Annotated in this window: 12 protein-coding genes; 1 reads left to right on the top strand and 11 read right to left on the bottom strand. The window is 71.5% G+C overall.

From position 1 onward, the window contains the following. Window position 1: 1 nt before the first annotated feature. From ACSNN8_RS08640 to ACSNN8_RS08625, 4 genes are all read right to left on the bottom strand, one after another. Complete coding sequence (locus ACSNN8_RS08640; protein WP_436648112.1) at window positions 2-706, bottom strand: ABC transporter ATP-binding protein; 705 nt, start codon at window positions 704-706, stop codon at window positions 2-4. Continuing rightward, window positions 703-1,410 (bottom strand): ABC transporter ATP-binding protein, encoded by a 708-nt coding sequence (locus tag ACSNN8_RS08635; protein WP_436648111.1) that lies wholly within the window; start codon window positions 1,408-1,410, stop codon window positions 703-705. Before ACSNN8_RS08635 ends, ACSNN8_RS08640 begins: the two co-directional genes overlap by 4 nt. A gap of 477 nt (window positions 1,411-1,887) precedes the next feature. Beyond that, the gene (locus ACSNN8_RS08630) at window positions 1,888-2,529 is read right to left on the bottom strand and encodes an alpha-ketoglutarate-dependent dioxygenase AlkB (RefSeq protein ID WP_436648110.1); all 642 of its coding nucleotides are present in this window, start codon (window positions 2,527-2,529) and stop codon (window positions 1,888-1,890) included. Continuing rightward, window positions 2,526-4,052, bottom strand: a complete 1,527-nt coding sequence (locus tag ACSNN8_RS08625) for an MFS transporter (protein WP_436648109.1) — start codon at window positions 4,050-4,052, stop codon at window positions 2,526-2,528. Before ACSNN8_RS08625 ends, ACSNN8_RS08630 begins: the two co-directional genes overlap by 4 nt. Before the next feature lie 86 nt (window positions 4,053-4,138). Here ACSNN8_RS08625 and ACSNN8_RS08620 point away from each other — a divergent pair, with 86 nt between their 5' ends. Then, window positions 4,139-4,882: a TetR/AcrR family transcriptional regulator C-terminal domain-containing protein gene (locus tag ACSNN8_RS08620; RefSeq protein ID WP_436648108.1), complete on the top strand. Its 744-nt coding sequence runs from the start codon at window positions 4,139-4,141 to the stop codon at window positions 4,880-4,882. 21 nt (window positions 4,883-4,903) lie between these two features. Here the strand turns inward: ACSNN8_RS08620 and ACSNN8_RS08615 are convergent, their stop codons facing one another. The 7 genes from ACSNN8_RS08615 to ACSNN8_RS08585 form a co-directional block, all read right to left on the bottom strand. Next, window positions 4,904-5,932, bottom strand: a complete 1,029-nt coding sequence (locus ACSNN8_RS08615; protein WP_436648107.1) for a succinate dehydrogenase/fumarate reductase iron-sulfur subunit — start codon at window positions 5,930-5,932, stop codon at window positions 4,904-4,906. After that, window positions 5,932-7,905 carry a fumarate reductase/succinate dehydrogenase flavoprotein subunit gene (locus ACSNN8_RS08610; RefSeq protein WP_436648106.1) on the bottom strand — a complete coding sequence of 658 codons (1,974 nt, stop codon included), beginning with the start codon at window positions 7,903-7,905 and terminating at the stop codon, window positions 5,932-5,934. Before ACSNN8_RS08610 ends, ACSNN8_RS08615 begins: the two co-directional genes overlap by 1 nt. 12 nt (window positions 7,906-7,917) lie before the next feature. Next, window positions 7,918-8,739, bottom strand: coding sequence for a hypothetical protein (locus ACSNN8_RS08605; protein WP_436648105.1), 822 nt, complete (start codon window positions 8,737-8,739; stop codon window positions 7,918-7,920). Window positions 8,740-8,921: 182 nt separating this feature from the next. Beyond that, complete coding sequence (locus ACSNN8_RS08600) at window positions 8,922-9,911, bottom strand: hypothetical protein (protein ID WP_436648104.1); 990 nt, start codon at window positions 9,909-9,911, stop codon at window positions 8,922-8,924. A gap of 84 nt (window positions 9,912-9,995) precedes the next feature. Beyond that, window positions 9,996-11,450: a TldD/PmbA family protein gene (locus ACSNN8_RS08595; RefSeq protein WP_436648103.1), complete on the bottom strand. Its 1,455-nt coding sequence runs from the start codon at window positions 11,448-11,450 to the stop codon at window positions 9,996-9,998. Next, window positions 11,447-12,883, bottom strand: a complete 1,437-nt coding sequence (locus ACSNN8_RS08590) for a TldD/PmbA family protein (protein ID WP_436648102.1) — start codon at window positions 12,881-12,883, stop codon at window positions 11,447-11,449. The genes ACSNN8_RS08595 and ACSNN8_RS08590 overlap by 4 nt, the downstream gene beginning before the upstream one ends. Before the next feature lie 33 nt (window positions 12,884-12,916). Beyond that, window positions 12,917-13,471 (bottom strand): Uma2 family endonuclease, encoded by a 555-nt coding sequence (locus tag ACSNN8_RS08585; RefSeq protein ID WP_436648101.1) that lies wholly within the window; start codon window positions 13,469-13,471, stop codon window positions 12,917-12,919. Window positions 13,472-13,499: the final 28 nt, after the last annotated feature.

Below are 13,499 nucleotides of genomic sequence, written 5' to 3'. Positions count from 1 at the left end.
GTCAGAACCCCAGGTAGGCGTGCCGGAGATCGGCGTCGTCGGTCAGCGTCGCGGTGTCGTGGCGGGTGACGATGCGGCCCAGCGACAGCACGATGCCCTCGTCGGCGATCGAGAGCGCGCTGCGGACGTTCTGCTCGACCAGCAGCACGGCCAGGCCGGTGCGGTCGCGCAGGTCCCGCAGCAGGGCCATGATCTGGGCGGTGACCTTGGGCGCCAGGCCCAGCGACGGCTCGTCGAGCAGCAGCAGCCGGGGTTGCGCCGCGAGCGCGCGGCCGATCGCGAGCATCTGCCGCTCGCCGCCGGAGAGCTGATGGCCCAGATGGCCGCGGCGCTCGGCCAGGCGCGGGAACAACTCGTAGATCGGCGCGAGCGACGGCTGCGGCTTGCGCCAGAGGCCGCCGAGCCGCAGGTTCTCCTCCACGGTCAGTTCGGTGACCACGCCGCGGCCCTCGGGGACGTGCGCGAGGCCGTGACGCACCATCCGCTCGACCCGGATGCCCCTGATGTCACGGCCATCGAGCAGGACGCGCCCCTTTTCGGCGGGCAGGAGACCCGAGAGCGTACGCAGGAGGGTCGACTTGCCGGCGCCGTTCGCGCCCAGCACGGCGACGATCTGTCCGGGCTGGACGGTCAGGCTGATGTCGTGCAGCACGGGCGCGGCGCCGTAGCCCGCGGTGAGGCCGTCGACCTCGAGCAGCGCGCTCACGCGGCGGCCCCCAGATAGGCCTCGGCGACCTTGTCGTCGGTGCGGATCTCGCCGGGCGTGCCCAGCGCGATCGGCTTGCCGAAGTCGAGCACCAGGATCTCGTCGCAGACCGACATCACCAGCTCCATGTGGTGCTCGACGAGCAGCACGGTCGTGCCGGCCTGCTGGATGAGGTCGGCGAGCCACCGGATCTCGTCGGCGTCCAGGCCGCCCGCCGGCTCGTCGAGCATCAGGATGCGCGGCTTCGCGGCCAGCGCACGGGCCAGTTCCACCCGCTTGCGTTTCGCGTACGGCAGGGTTTTCGGCAACGCGTGCGCCTGGTCGGCGACCCCGCACCGCTCGAGGGCCGTCCACGCGTCCCGCTCGCTGCTCTTCGTCCGCGCGCCGACCAGGACGTTCTCCAGCACGGTCATGCCGTCGAACTGGCCGACGCCCTGCAGAGTGCGCGCGATGCCGTGCCGGTTGAGCTGATGCGGCCGGGCCCGGAACGGTTTGCCGTCGAGCGTCATGGCCCCCGACTGCGGCGTGACGAACCCGCAGATCACGTTGAACAGCGTCGTCTTGCCCGCGCCGTTGGGCCCGATGATGCCCACCGTGCGGCCCGGCGGCACCCGCAGGGACACGTCGTCGAGGGCGAGCAGCCCGCCGAAGCGGACCGTGATGTGGTGCAGGGACAGACCCTGCTCGGCTGGTTCCGTCGACATGGTCACCTCGGCTCGGGCGGCAAAGTGGCCGAACGGAAGCGCCGGCACACGGCGACACCGTCCTGTGTGGAGCGTGATGGTCAACTATTTACACTGGCAGTGTAACTTTCCGGCCGCGCACGTCAACCGCCTGTTTCCAAGTTGTTTCCCGCCGCATTTCCCGCATGGCGCGCCCACCTCGTGGGTTGCGCGCACCGGGTCCGGCGCGGGCCGCGCGAGCTTGGGCGCGGCCGTCACGAACGCTCGGTGGCTTTCCCGGATCCGGTCGACACCTGCTCGGCGGAACACCGGCCGGGTCACCGCCTGGGTGCCCGCGGGCGCGCCCAGGGTGGCCGTCGCGGCTTCTCTCCGTTCGTCCGCTCCCGCCCCGGCGGCACCTGCCTGGGCCGCGGTTGCGCCGACTGCTCCCGATCGGGCGATACTCTGACCCGCTCCCGAGCTTGCGCTGGGCGCTCTCTCCGTACGGGAGGGGGTCGGTCAGGCGACGTTGATCGGGCGGAACTGGACGCTGATGCGGGGACCGACCGGCTTGGCGGTCTTGAGGATGGCGTGCTCCCACGTGCGCTGGCAGGAGCCGCCCATGACGATGAGATCGCCGTGGCCCAGGGGGAAGCGGAGCGTCTCGTGGTTGCCCGCGCGCGGTCGCAGGGAGAGGTTGCGCGGGGAGCCGAGCGAGACGATGGCGACCATGGTGTCGTCGCGGGCCGAGCGGCCCAGGGTGTCGCCGTGCCAGGCGACGCTGTCGCGCCCGTCTCGGTAGAGGCACATGCCGGCGCTGACGAACTCCTCGCCCAGCTCGTCGGCATAGTGCGCGTTCAGCGCCGCTTTCGCCTCGGTGAGCGCCGGATGCGGCAGCTCCTCGTCGCCACCGAACCAGCGCAGCAGCCGGGGGACGTCGACGATGTTGTCGTACATCTGCCGGCGGTCGGCCCGCCAGTCGATGCCGAGCAGGGTCTCGAACACCGCATCGGACCCGTGCAGCCAGCCGGGCAGCACGTCGACCCAGGCGCCGGCGGTGAGCCGGTGACGGGTGACGCGGCCCGCGAGCTCGCCGACGCCGGAGGCGGGGCCGCCCCCGGCGTCGTCGGCGAGGTCGAACATCGACGGCTGATAGGTCATGCCGCCATGTTAGTACGGCTGTTCGAAGTTTCCGATCCGGTCGGCGAGGCGGGCGGGGCCGGCGCGGGCTTGGGGCGCAGCACGGCGACCGCGACCACGGCCGCCACGATGCCCCCGACCACCCCGATCAGCGAGGTGGCGGCGATCGCCGAGACGAACGAGTCCTGGGCGACCCGGGCGAGCGCCGCGTCCCCGGTCGCGGCGGCGATGCGCAGGGCGTCGCCGATCGAGTCGCGGGCCTGGCCGGCCACGTCGGTGGGCATGGCGGCGCGGTACGTGGCGGTGAGGACGCTGCCCAGCACGGCGACGCTCAGCGCCGTGCCGACCTGCTGCACGGTGTCGTTGACGGCGGAACCGACGCCCACGCGCTCCGGCGGCAGTGCGGCCATCAGCGTCCCGTAGGCGGCGGGACCGGCCGTGCCGCTGCCCATGCCGATGACGACCAGGGCCAGCGCGAGCTTGGCGTAGCCGTCGCCGGGGGAGAGCGAGGCGAGGACGCCGAAGCCCGCGCTCATCAGCAGCAGTCCCGCGGCCAACGCCGTACGCGTGCCGAACTTCTTGTCGACGACGACCCCCACGCCGTTGAAGACCATGGCGGTGACGAGCATCGGAATGAACGCGGTGCCCGCCTTGAGGGGCTCGTAGCCGAGGACGAACTGCAGGTACTGCGTCAGCGCGAGCAGCACCCCGCCGGCCGAGAACGACAGCAGCACGATCGACAGGCTGGCGCCCGCGAAGTTGCGGTTGCGGAACAGCGTCATCGGCAGCATCGGCTCGGCCACCCGGCGTTCCCAGACGACGAACGCGGCGAGCGCGACCGCCGCGACGGCGAAGCCGCCCAGCGTCGACGGCGACGTCCAACCGCCCTGGGCCGAGTTGATGACGCCCCACACCAGGGCCGTCATGCCGATCGTGGACAGCAGCGCGCCGAGCAGGTCGGGCCGGCTGGCCGCGCCGCGCGACTCGGGGATGACGGCGAGCGCGGCCACGATGCCCAGCGCCGCGATCGGCACGTTGAGCAGGAAGATCGAGCCCCACCAGAAGTGCTCGAGCAGCAGCCCGCCGAGGCTGGGGCCGCCGAGCGCGCCGAGCATGAGCACCGAGCTCCAGATGGCGATGGCCTTCTTGCGCTCGTCCTCGTCGAAGACGGTGGTGAGGATCGAGAGCGTGCCGGGCATGAGGAACGCGGCGCCGACACCCATCAGACCGCGTACGGCGATGAGCTGCTCGGGCGTCCGGCAGAGGGTGGCCAGCACCGACGCGCCGCCGAAGACGACCAGGCCGATCACCAGACCGCGGCGGCGGCCGTGGCGGTCCGACAGGCTTCCCGCGGTGAGCAGCAGGCCGGCGAAGACCAGGATGTACGCGTCGATGATCCACTGAATCTCGGCAGTGCTCGCGCCGAGGTCGCGGATCAGCGATGGGATGGCGATGTTGAGCACCATGTTGTCGACGACGACCACCAGCAGGCTCAGGCAGAGCACGCCGAGGATCAACCAGCGCCGCGGATCTCGTTCGGGCATGACGGCCTCTCTCGTACAGTGTGCGATGAGCTCGAACACCGTACCAGCAAACTCGAACACTGTGCGAGTGCCCTTAGAATGAGTGCATGACCAGGCCCGACTCGTTCACCGGCTCCGTCTGGCTGCGGCCGCCGCGCGCCCAGACCGGCCAGCCCGGCCTCAGCCGCGAGCAGATCGTGCGCGCGGCGATCGAACTGCTCGACGCGGAGGGGCCGGCGGGCCTGAGCATGCGCCGGCTCGGCACCAAGCTGGGCTCGGGCGCGACGTCGCTGTACTGGCACGTCGCGAACAAGGACGAGCTGCTCGAGCTCGCGGTCGACGAGGTGCTGGGCGAGATCTACGTGCCCGACCCCGGCGACACGAGCTGGCGGATGGGCGCGTCGATCTGCGCCAACGGGATGCGGGCGGCGCTGCTGCGGCACCCGTGGGTGATCGGTCTGCTCGGCATGCACCCGACGATCGGGCCGAACGCGATGCGCCTCGGCGAGCGGCTGGTGGCGCTGTTCAGCGCGGCCGGGTTCACCGGCATGGAGCTGTCGCACGCGAGCGCCGTGATCAACTCGCACGCGATCGGCTCAGCGACCTCCGAGGCGGCGATCAAGTCGGCGCTCAGGCGCACCGGCAAGACGTACGCGGAGGTCGCCGAGGACGTCGAGCCCTACCTCGAGCAGCTCGCCCCCGACAACCCGAACTACACCAGGTGGCGGCGGGAGACCAAGCCGCTCGCGCAGGACCCCGACCAGGTGCTCGAGGACACGTACGCCTTCGGTCTGGAACGGGTGCTCGACGGGCTGGAGATGTGGTTGTCGAAGGACCGGCCCGCGACCTGACGCCGCGGGCCGGCCGAGGGGTCAGTGGGCCGCGGGGTTGTCGTTCTCGTCGGCGACCTCGCGATGCTGCGGTGCGGGCTGCTGATAGGCGACCTGGTTGAGCGGCAACGGGAAGCTCTGGTCGCCGAACGGGGACGGGCCGCCCTGGGTGGGCAGCGACACCTCGGTGACGTCCATCCGGCCGTCCTCGCGCACCTCCGGGCCCGCGGGGCCGCGGTTGGTCGTGAACGGCGCGCCCTTCGCCACGTCGGTCACGCCGACCGACGAACTGGGCGCCATCGACTCGGGTTCGTCCATCTGGTCCCGACGGAAGATCTTGCGACCGAGCCAGACCAGGGGGTCGTAACGACGGTCCACCACGCGCTCCTTCATCGGAATGATCGCGTTGTCGGTGATCTTGATGTGTTCCGGGCAGACCTCGGTGCAGCACTTGGTGATGTTGCAGTAGCCGAGGCCCTGGCTCGCCTGCGCGTACTGCTTGCGGTCCTCGCGGGCGTCCAACGGGTGCATGTCGAGCTCGGCCGCGCGGATGAAGTAGCGCGGGCCGGAGAACGCGGCCTTGTTCTCCTCGTGGTCGCGCACGACGTGACACGTGTTCTGGCAGAGGAAGCACTCGATGCACTTGCGGAACTCCTGGCTCCGCTCGACGTCGACCTGCTGCATGCGGTAGTCGCCCGGGGCCACCCCGGCCGGCGGCGCGAACGCCGGGGTCTCGCGCGCCTTCTCGTAGTTGAAGGACACGTCGGTGACCAGGTCGCGGATGACCGGGAAGGTCCGCAGCGGCGTGATCGTGATGGTCTCGTCCTCCTCGAAGGTGGACATCCGCGTCATGCACCCGAGCTTGGGCTTGCCGTTGATCTCCATCGAGCAGGAGCCGCACTTGCCCGCCTTGCAGTTCCAGCGGCAGGCGAGGTCCGGCGTCTGGGTCGCCTGCAGCCGGTGGATGATGTCGAGCACGACCTCGCCCTCGTTGACCTCGACGTCGTAGTCCTGGATGTCGCCGCCGGCCGAGTCGCCGCGCCAGACGCGGAAGTGACGCTTGGTGCCCATTACTTCGCCTCCGTCTTGCTCCGCGCGTCCGCGCGCGCGCCGGGTTCGTGTGCCACCTCGGCGCCCGTGGGGCCCTCGATCGCGTCGTACTGCGTCAGTTCGTCCTCGGTCAGGTATTTCGAGAGCTCGGCGCGGTCGAACAGGCTGATCAGCTCGTCGCGCATGCGGGGCAGCGGCTTGCGCTCGAGGTGGATGTCGCCGTCGTCGCCCAGCGAGCAGACCAGGTTGACCAGGCGCCACTCGGCGTTCATCTGCGGGAAGTCCTCGCGGGTGTGGCCGCCGCGCGACTCCTCCCGCTCGAGGGCGGCCTTGGCCGTGCACTCCGAGACGATCAGCATGTTGCGCAGGTCGAGCGCGAGGTGCCAGCCCGGGTTGTAGCGCCGGCCCCCGGCCGCGCCGACCTGGGCGACGCGCTGCTTGAGCTCCTGCAGCCGCTTGAGCGCGTCGGTCAGCTCGGCCTCGCGCCGGATGATGCCGACCAGATCACCCATCACGGCCTGAAGGTCCTGCTGCAGCGTGTACGGGTTCTCCCCGCTCTGCCGCTGCAGGGGCGCGAGCGCCGTGGCCGCCGCGGCCTCCACATCGGACGTGCGGACCTTGGGGCGTTGCCCGAGAGCTTCCGCGTACGCCGCGGCGTGCTCGCCCGCCCGCTTGCCGAACACCAGCAGGTCGGACAGCGAGTTGCCGCCCAGCCGGTTGGAGCCGTGCATGCCGCCGGACACCTCACCGGCCGCGAACAGGCCCTCGACCGTGCCCATCGCGGCCGCAGTGTCGGGGTCCACCTCGACGCCGCCCATCACGTAGTGGCAGGTCGGGCCGACCTCCATCGGCTCCTTGGTGATGTCGACGTCGGCCAGTTCCTTGAACTGGTGGTACATCGACGGAAGCCGCCGGGTGATCGTCTCGGCCGGCATCCGCGTGGAGACGTCGAGGTAGACGCCGCCGGCCGGGGTGCCGCGACCGGCCTTGACCTCGGAGTTGATCGCGCGGGCCACCTCGTCGCGCGGCAGCAGCTCGGGCGGGCGGCGGTTGTTGTCGGCGTCGTTGTACCAGCGGTCGGCTTCCTCCTCGGTGTCCGCGTACTGCTTGCGGAACACGTCGGGGACGTAGTCGAACATGAAGCGCTTGCCGTCGCTGTTGCGCAGCACGCCGCCGTCGCCGCGCACCGACTCGGTGACCAGGATGCCCTTGACGCTGGGCGGCCACACCATGCCGGTGGGGTGGAACTGCAGGAACTCCATGTTGATCAGCGTCGCGCCGGCCCGCAGCGCCAGCGCGTGGCCGTCGCCGGTGTATTCCCAGCTGTTTGAGGTGACCTTGTAGCTGCGGCCGACGCCGCCGGTCGCCAGGATCACGGCGGGCGCCTCGAGCAGGATGAACTCGCCGGACTCGCGGTAGTAGCCGAACGCGCCCGCCACCCGGTTGCCGTCGAGCAGCAGCTCGGTGATCGTGGTCTCGGAGAAGACCCGGATGCGCGAGTCGTAGTTGCCGGTCTCGGCGAAGTCCTCCTGCTGCAGCGACACGATCTTCTGCTGCAGGGTGCGGATGAGCTCGAGGCCGGTGCGGTCACCGACGTGCGCGAGCCGCGGATATTCGTGCCCCCCGAAGTTGCGCTGCGAGATCTTGCCGTCCTTGGTGCGGTCGAAGAGCGCGCCGTATGTCTCGAGCTCCCAGATGCGCTCCGGCGCCTCCTTGGCGTGCAGCTCGGCCATGCGGAAGTTGTTGAGGAACTTGCCGCCGCGCATGGTGTCGCGGAAGTGGACCATCCAGTTGTCGCGCGAGTTGACGTTGCCCATCGCCGCCGCGGCGCCGCCCTCGGCCATCACCGTGTGCGCCTTGCCGAACAGCGACTTGGAGATGATCGCGGTGCGCTTGCCGGCCAGCCGGGCCTCGATCGCCGCGCGCAGACCGGCGCCGCCGGCCCCGATCACGACGACGTCGAAGAGGTGCCGTTCGATGCGTGCAGTAGTCATTGTGTGCGCCCCTCAGCCGACGAACCGCAGATCGGAGAACCAGCCGGCGGACACCGCCATGACGTAGAAGTCGGTGAGCGCCAGGGTGCCGAGGGTGATCCAGGCCAGTTGCATGTGGCGCACGTTGAGCTTCGACACGAAGGTCCAGACGCGATAGCGCACGGGGTGCTTCGAGAAGTGCTTGAGCCGGCCACCGGTGATGTGGCGGCAGGAGTGGCAGGACAACGTGTAGGCCCACAGCATGATCACGTTGACCAGCAGGACGATGTTGCCCAGCCCGAAGCCGAACCCGTCGCCGCTCTGGAACGCGCGGATCGCGTCCCACGTGTTGATCAGCGAGATGATCACGGCGGCGTAGAACGCGTAGCGGTGGGCGTTCTGAAAGATCAGCGGGAAGCGCGTCTCGCCGGTGTATTTCGCGTGGCCGTCGGGGACGGCGCAGGCCGGGGGCGAGAGCCAGAACGCGCGGTAGTAGGCCTTGCGGTAGTAGTAGCAGGTCAGCCGGAAGAGCAGCAGGAACGGCAGGGTGAAGGCGGCCTCGGGCAGCAGCCAGAAGCTGGGCAGCGGGGTGCCGAACTCGGCCGCGCCCTCGACGCAGCGGTCGGTGATGCAGGGCGAGTAGAACGGCGTGAGGTAGTGGTATTCCTCGACGAAATACCACTTGTGCATGAAGACCCGGACGGTCGCGTACGCGACCCAGGCCGTGAGCCCGGCGAAGGTGATCAGCGGGGCGAGCCACCAGCGGTCGGTGCGCAGCGTCTTGGCCGTGATCGCCGCGCGTGATCGTCGTGGACCGGAGGATCCCACGCCCGGCCTCGTTGCCGTCGTCGTCATTCGTTCTCCTGACGTGACCCGGCCGCCCGAGCCGGGAGGAGCCCGTCAGCCGCCATGCTTGCGTGATGTGGGGCACACGTTACGCCGTGGGTCCGACAGTTTCGCGCTCAGGGATGGGGTGTGGATCACAAATACCGACCCTGATCGCATCGACCGAACTTGATCATGCAGACGGCTGTCGATCAGAGGTCCGGGGCGGCGAGGCGGCGGATCGGCCCCGCGCACGGCGCGGGCGACCACTCGACCAGGTCGTCGGCCACCGGCTCGGCGTCGTCGTTCTTGGGCGCCACGAAGAAGGCGGGCGTACGGGCCTTGGACTGCCGGTCGAGCGCGTCGGCGTAGACGGCCCGGGCGTCGAGCAGCTGCCGCCAGCGGTCCTGCACGCGCTCGTCGCTGACGTCGCTCACGTAGAGGCGTACGGCCGAGTTCTCGTCGCGGACCGCCACCGCCCGCCCCGCCGGCCCCGCCGCGGCCCCCGGCGGCGTCAGCCGATTGAGCCGGCGTTCGAGGTCGAGGCAGGCCCGGTCGCGCAGCTCGCGGGCCTCTCGCGCCTCCGAGGCGTCGTCCCGCACCCCGTCGACCGCGTCGATGACCGAGAGAACGCCCGCACAGAGCGCCACCACCAGCAGGGCCGCTCCGACCGAGATGCCCGCCACCCACAGCTGCCGTTTCCGCCGCTGCCGGTCCGGCATCCCCGTGGCCGCGCCCGGCCGGGACAGCCTCCGCCACCACGACTCCGTCTTGCGCGCCGCCCGCCGGCCGCCCCCACCCGGCCGGTCGCCCACCGCCGACCCGCCGCCCGCCGCCGACCCGCCGCCCGCGGTCGAGCCGCCGCCCGTCGCCGACCTGTCGCCCACTGCGGAGGTGTCGCCCACTGCGGAGCCGCCGCCTACTGCGGAGCCGCCGCCTACTGCGGAGCCGCCGCCTACTGCGGAGCCGCCGCCCGCTGCCGAGCCGCCCTCGTCCGCGGTCGAGCCGCTGGAACCCCGCCGCCCGGACAGCGCCGCGTCGCCACCCGCATCCGCCGCGCCGAAGCCCGCATCGCGCCGCGGCGTGTCGCCCGGGTCGGAGCTGGACGACCGCGGCGTGAAGGCCGGTGAGCCGGCGCCGTCGCTTCGCGGCAGACGTGTGGTGGCGTCGTCCTGGTGAGGGTCGCGCGGCGTGTCGCTCACCGTTTCAGTCAAACACGCCGGTCAATGCGCCGCGCCCTGCCGGAATTCCGCAGGTGAGCGGCCGGCGGGGCGATGGACGCGCGCTCAGCCGGAGGCGTTGCCGGTCAGGTTCCAGGAGGCCAGGTGCAGAGCGGGAGCGGCGTAACGGGTGCCGGTCCAGCGGTCGGGCAGCAGCACCGACTCGCCGCCGATGCCGAGAACGGCCCCCGGCCCCAGGGCCTGGGGATAGGACTGGGTGAACCGCAGGTTGCTCACCGGCGCCGCGATCTCGCCGTCCTCGACGAGCCACACGCCGTTGCGGGTCAGGCCGGTGACGACCAGGGTCTTCTGGTCGAGCACCCGGGTGTACCAGAGGTCGGTGATGAGCAGCCCGCGCCGAAGGTGCGAGACCAGCGGGCGCGCCGAGTCGGCGATGGGGGAGGACGGGTCGGTGGGCGGCCGGCCGGAGGTGGAGGCGGCCTCGAGGCGCAGGTGGGTGGGGTAGGGGCCCCAGGTGCGCGAAGCCGGGGAGGCGTGGCCGGTGGAGGCGGCGCCGGCCTCGGCGGCCGAGGTGCGGTCGTGGGTGACGGCCTTGGTGACGCCGTCGCGGACGAGGACCAGCGACTCGCGCGGGGTGCCCTCGTCGTCGAAGGGCAGGCCGGGAGCGGGCTCGGCGCGGCTGCCCAGCGGGTCGTCCACGATGGTCACCGACGGGTCGAACTGGTCGGCGCCGAGCTGGGCGAAGGACTGTCTCTGGGCGTACGCCTTGCCGTTGAAGCCGAACAGGGCGAGGTTGTCGAGCAGGTCGGCGACGGCCTCGGGTTCGAGGACGACCTCGTAGCGGCCGGGCGGCAGCTCGACGGGGTTCTGCACGGCGCGGGCCTTGGCGGTGGCGCGGGCGCCGAGGACGGCGCCGTCGAGGTCGGCCAGGCGGCCCGCGGCCAGGCGGGCCACGCCGTCGGCGCCGGCGATGCGGGTGATGCCGTCCATGGCGGCCTCGGCGGTGCGGCCCTCGACGGCCTGGCCGGCGCTGTTGGCGAAGGCGGCGGACGTGTACGTCGTGCGGCAGTATCCGGCAGTCTCGAGGCCCTCGGCGGCGAGCACGAAGTCGCGGACGCGGGCCGCGCGCTCCGCGGGGGTGGCCCGCGCGGTCGCCTCGTCGAAGCCGAAGTCGAGCCCGGAGCGATCGCCGGAGCCGTGGTAGCCGGCGGACGGGTGCAGCGGCGTGGGCGGGGTGAGGCCGGTCCACGTGGGGTCGGGCGGGCTGAGCCGGACCGCGGCCACCGTGCGGTCGACCAGGCCGCGCAGGCCGTCGGCGCCGACCACTGTGGTCGAACCCGACGCGGTGCGGCCGTCGAGGTGCAACCTCAGCCGCACGGTCGTGGTCGCGTCGGCCACGTTCTGATGGATCATCGAGTTGGCGAAGCGGGTCAGCGCCTCGGCGTCGTGCCGCACCAGCACCTCGGCCTCGGCTGCCGGGCCCGCCACCTGCCTGGCCAGCTCGACGACCCGGGCGGCGAGCGCGAGCTCGGCGCCGGTCCGGACGATCTCGGCGCTCATGCGCGCACCCCCACGCGGACGTTGCTGAACCGGGCCGGCGCGGCGGGATGGCCGGTGTGCCCGACCTGGCCGGGCTGGCCCTTGCCGCAGTTGGGCGTGCCCCAGGCCACGGTCTCGGACGACAGCATGTCCATCGACTGCCAAAACCTCGGGCCGATGCCGGTGTAGGTCGGGTTGCGCAGCATGCGCCCCAGCCTGCCGTTCTTGATCTCGTAGCCGATCTCGCAGCCGAACTGGAAGTTGAGCCGCCGGTCGTCGATCGACCAGGAGCGGTTGACGTCCATGAACACGCCGTCGTCGGTCGCCGCGATGATCTCGTCGAGCGTGTGCGGCCCCGGCTCGAGGCCCACATTGGTCATGCGGACCATCGGCAGCCGCGCCCAGCCGTCGGAGCGCACGCTGCCCGCGTAGTCGAGCCCGGCGACGGCGGCCGAGTCGCGCCCGGCGAGCACGCCGACCCAAATGCCGTCGCGCACGGCGTCGCGCTTGGTGGCGGGGGTGCCCTCGTCGTCGTAGCCGAAGCTGCCCAGAGCGCCCGGGACGGTCGGGTCGATCGTGATGTTCATCAGCTCGGAGCCGTAGCGCAGCGAGCCCAGCCGGGGCAGCTCGAGCCAGCTGGTGCCGGCGAACGCCGCCTCCCAGCCCAGGATGCGGTCGAGCTCGATGGCGTGGCCGACGGACTCGTGGATCTGCAGCGCGAGCTGCTCGCCGCCGAGCACGAGCGTGGTCTCGCCGGACGGGCAGAGCGGCGCGCTGACCAGGGCGCGCGCCTCCTCGGCCATGCGCGGCGCGTTGCCGATCAGGTCGAGGCCGTCGACCAGCTCCCAACCGCTCGTGCCGTGCTGGCCGCTGTGCGAGGGCCAGGACCGGCGCTGGATCTCGCCGTCGCCGAAGACGCTTGCCGTGACGCCCCCGCCGCACTCGCGGATGTGCTGGTCGATGCGGTGGCCGTCGCTGGAGACGAACCACTTGCGGGTGTCCCAGATCTGGTAGCCGGCCTCGGCCAGGTCGGCCCCGGCCTGCTTGGCGGCCGCGGTGGCGCCGACCAGCAGGTCGCCCTTGGTGGACAGCGAGACGCCGAGCGGGTCGACCTCGCAGGGGCCGGCCCAGGAGGCCTCGACCGCGGCGGCGGGCACCAGGTCGATGGGCGGGCCGGGCACGGTGGCGCTGGCCGTGGCGATCTGGGCGGCCCGGCGGCCGGCGGCGCGGGCGGCCGCGTCGGACAGGTCGGGCACCGCGTAGAAGCCCCAGGACGAGCCGACCAGCGCGCGGACGCCCAGGCCCGCGCTCTCGCCCGAGCCGAGCTCCTCGACCTCGCCGTCGCGGGCGGTCATCGACTCGGTGCGGCGCAGCATGACGCGGCAGTCCGCATAGCGGGCCCCGGCGTCGAGGGCGGCCTGCACCGCCGCGGCGGCCTCATCGAAGTGACTCATGCGCCCGACCCTAGGGGACGGGTACGACAGCTTTCATTCCGGCAGCAGCACCGCCGGTTCGAGATCGACGACGAGCGGCTCGGTCAGCCGGAGGACGTCGCCGACCCGGATCGTCCAGTGCTCGGTATACGCGGTGCCCTGCAGCTCATGGAGCTGAAAGGTGCGTGCAACGGGGTCGACCACAAGATATTTCGGAATTCCGGCTGCGGCGTAGTAGTGCATCTTGAGCACTTTGTCAGTGGTCGGATCGGATGGGGAAAGAATCTCGCACACCAGGTGGACGGCAGATCCGTCGATGACCAGCTGATCGATGCTGACCTCCGCCGAGAAGACCACGACGTCGGGGATGAGGATTCTCTCCGGCAGCAATCGGACGTTTACGGCGTCGTCGACTTGGAGGCCGGCAGCATTTGCGCTCGTCTCCAAGGCGTTGGCCAGGCGTCGGCCGATGCGTTGATGTCTGATGGTGGGGGCCGGTGTCACGTGCAGACTCCCGTCGAACAGTTCGACGCGGGGAGACGTGTCGCCCAGCGCGAGGAATTCCTCGCCGCTCATCGGCTGGTTGTCGGCCAGGGCTGTCGACGTCATGACGCCTCCTGCGAGATCGAGGTCAGAC

This window comes from Actinoplanes sp. URMC 104 (assembly GCF_051386375.1).
In the GTDB taxonomy this organism is placed as follows: Bacteria; Actinomycetota; Actinomycetes; order Mycobacteriales; family Micromonosporaceae; genus Actinoplanes.
Note: the sequence above shows the minus strand (reverse complement) of the source record. Positions and strands in the feature narration are given on the sequence as shown.

Bases quoted from the DNA above. Each gene is read 5' to 3' on its own strand.
- ACSNN8_RS08635 (WP_436648111.1), bottom strand. From the start codon at position 1,410: ATGTCGACGGAACCAGCCGAGCAGGGTCTGTCCCTGCACCACATCACG.
- ACSNN8_RS08630 (WP_436648110.1), bottom strand. From the start codon at position 2,529: ATGACCTATCAGCCGTCGATGTTCGACCTCGCCGACGACGCCGGGGGC.
- ACSNN8_RS08625 (WP_436648109.1), bottom strand. From the start codon at position 4,052: ATGCCCGAACGAGATCCGCGGCGCTGGTTGATCCTCGGCGTGCTCTGC.
- ACSNN8_RS08620 (WP_436648108.1), top strand. From the start codon at position 4,139: ATGACCAGGCCCGACTCGTTCACCGGCTCCGTCTGGCTGCGGCCGCCG.
- ACSNN8_RS08615 (WP_436648107.1), bottom strand. From the start codon at position 5,932: ATGGGCACCAAGCGTCACTTCCGCGTCTGGCGCGGCGACTCGGCCGGC.
- ACSNN8_RS08610 (WP_436648106.1), bottom strand. From the start codon at position 7,905: ATGACTACTGCACGCATCGAACGGCACCTCTTCGACGTCGTCGTGATC.
- ACSNN8_RS08605 (WP_436648105.1), bottom strand. From the start codon at position 8,739: ATGACGACGACGGCAACGAGGCCGGGCGTGGGATCCTCCGGTCCACGA.
- ACSNN8_RS08595 (WP_436648103.1), bottom strand. From the start codon at position 11,450: ATGAGCGCCGAGATCGTCCGGACCGGCGCCGAGCTCGCGCTCGCCGCC.
- ACSNN8_RS08590 (WP_436648102.1), bottom strand. From the start codon at position 12,883: ATGAGTCACTTCGATGAGGCCGCCGCGGCGGTGCAGGCCGCCCTCGAC.
- ACSNN8_RS08585 (WP_436648101.1), bottom strand. From the start codon at position 13,471: ATGACGTCGACAGCCCTGGCCGACAACCAGCCGATGAGCGGCGAGGAA.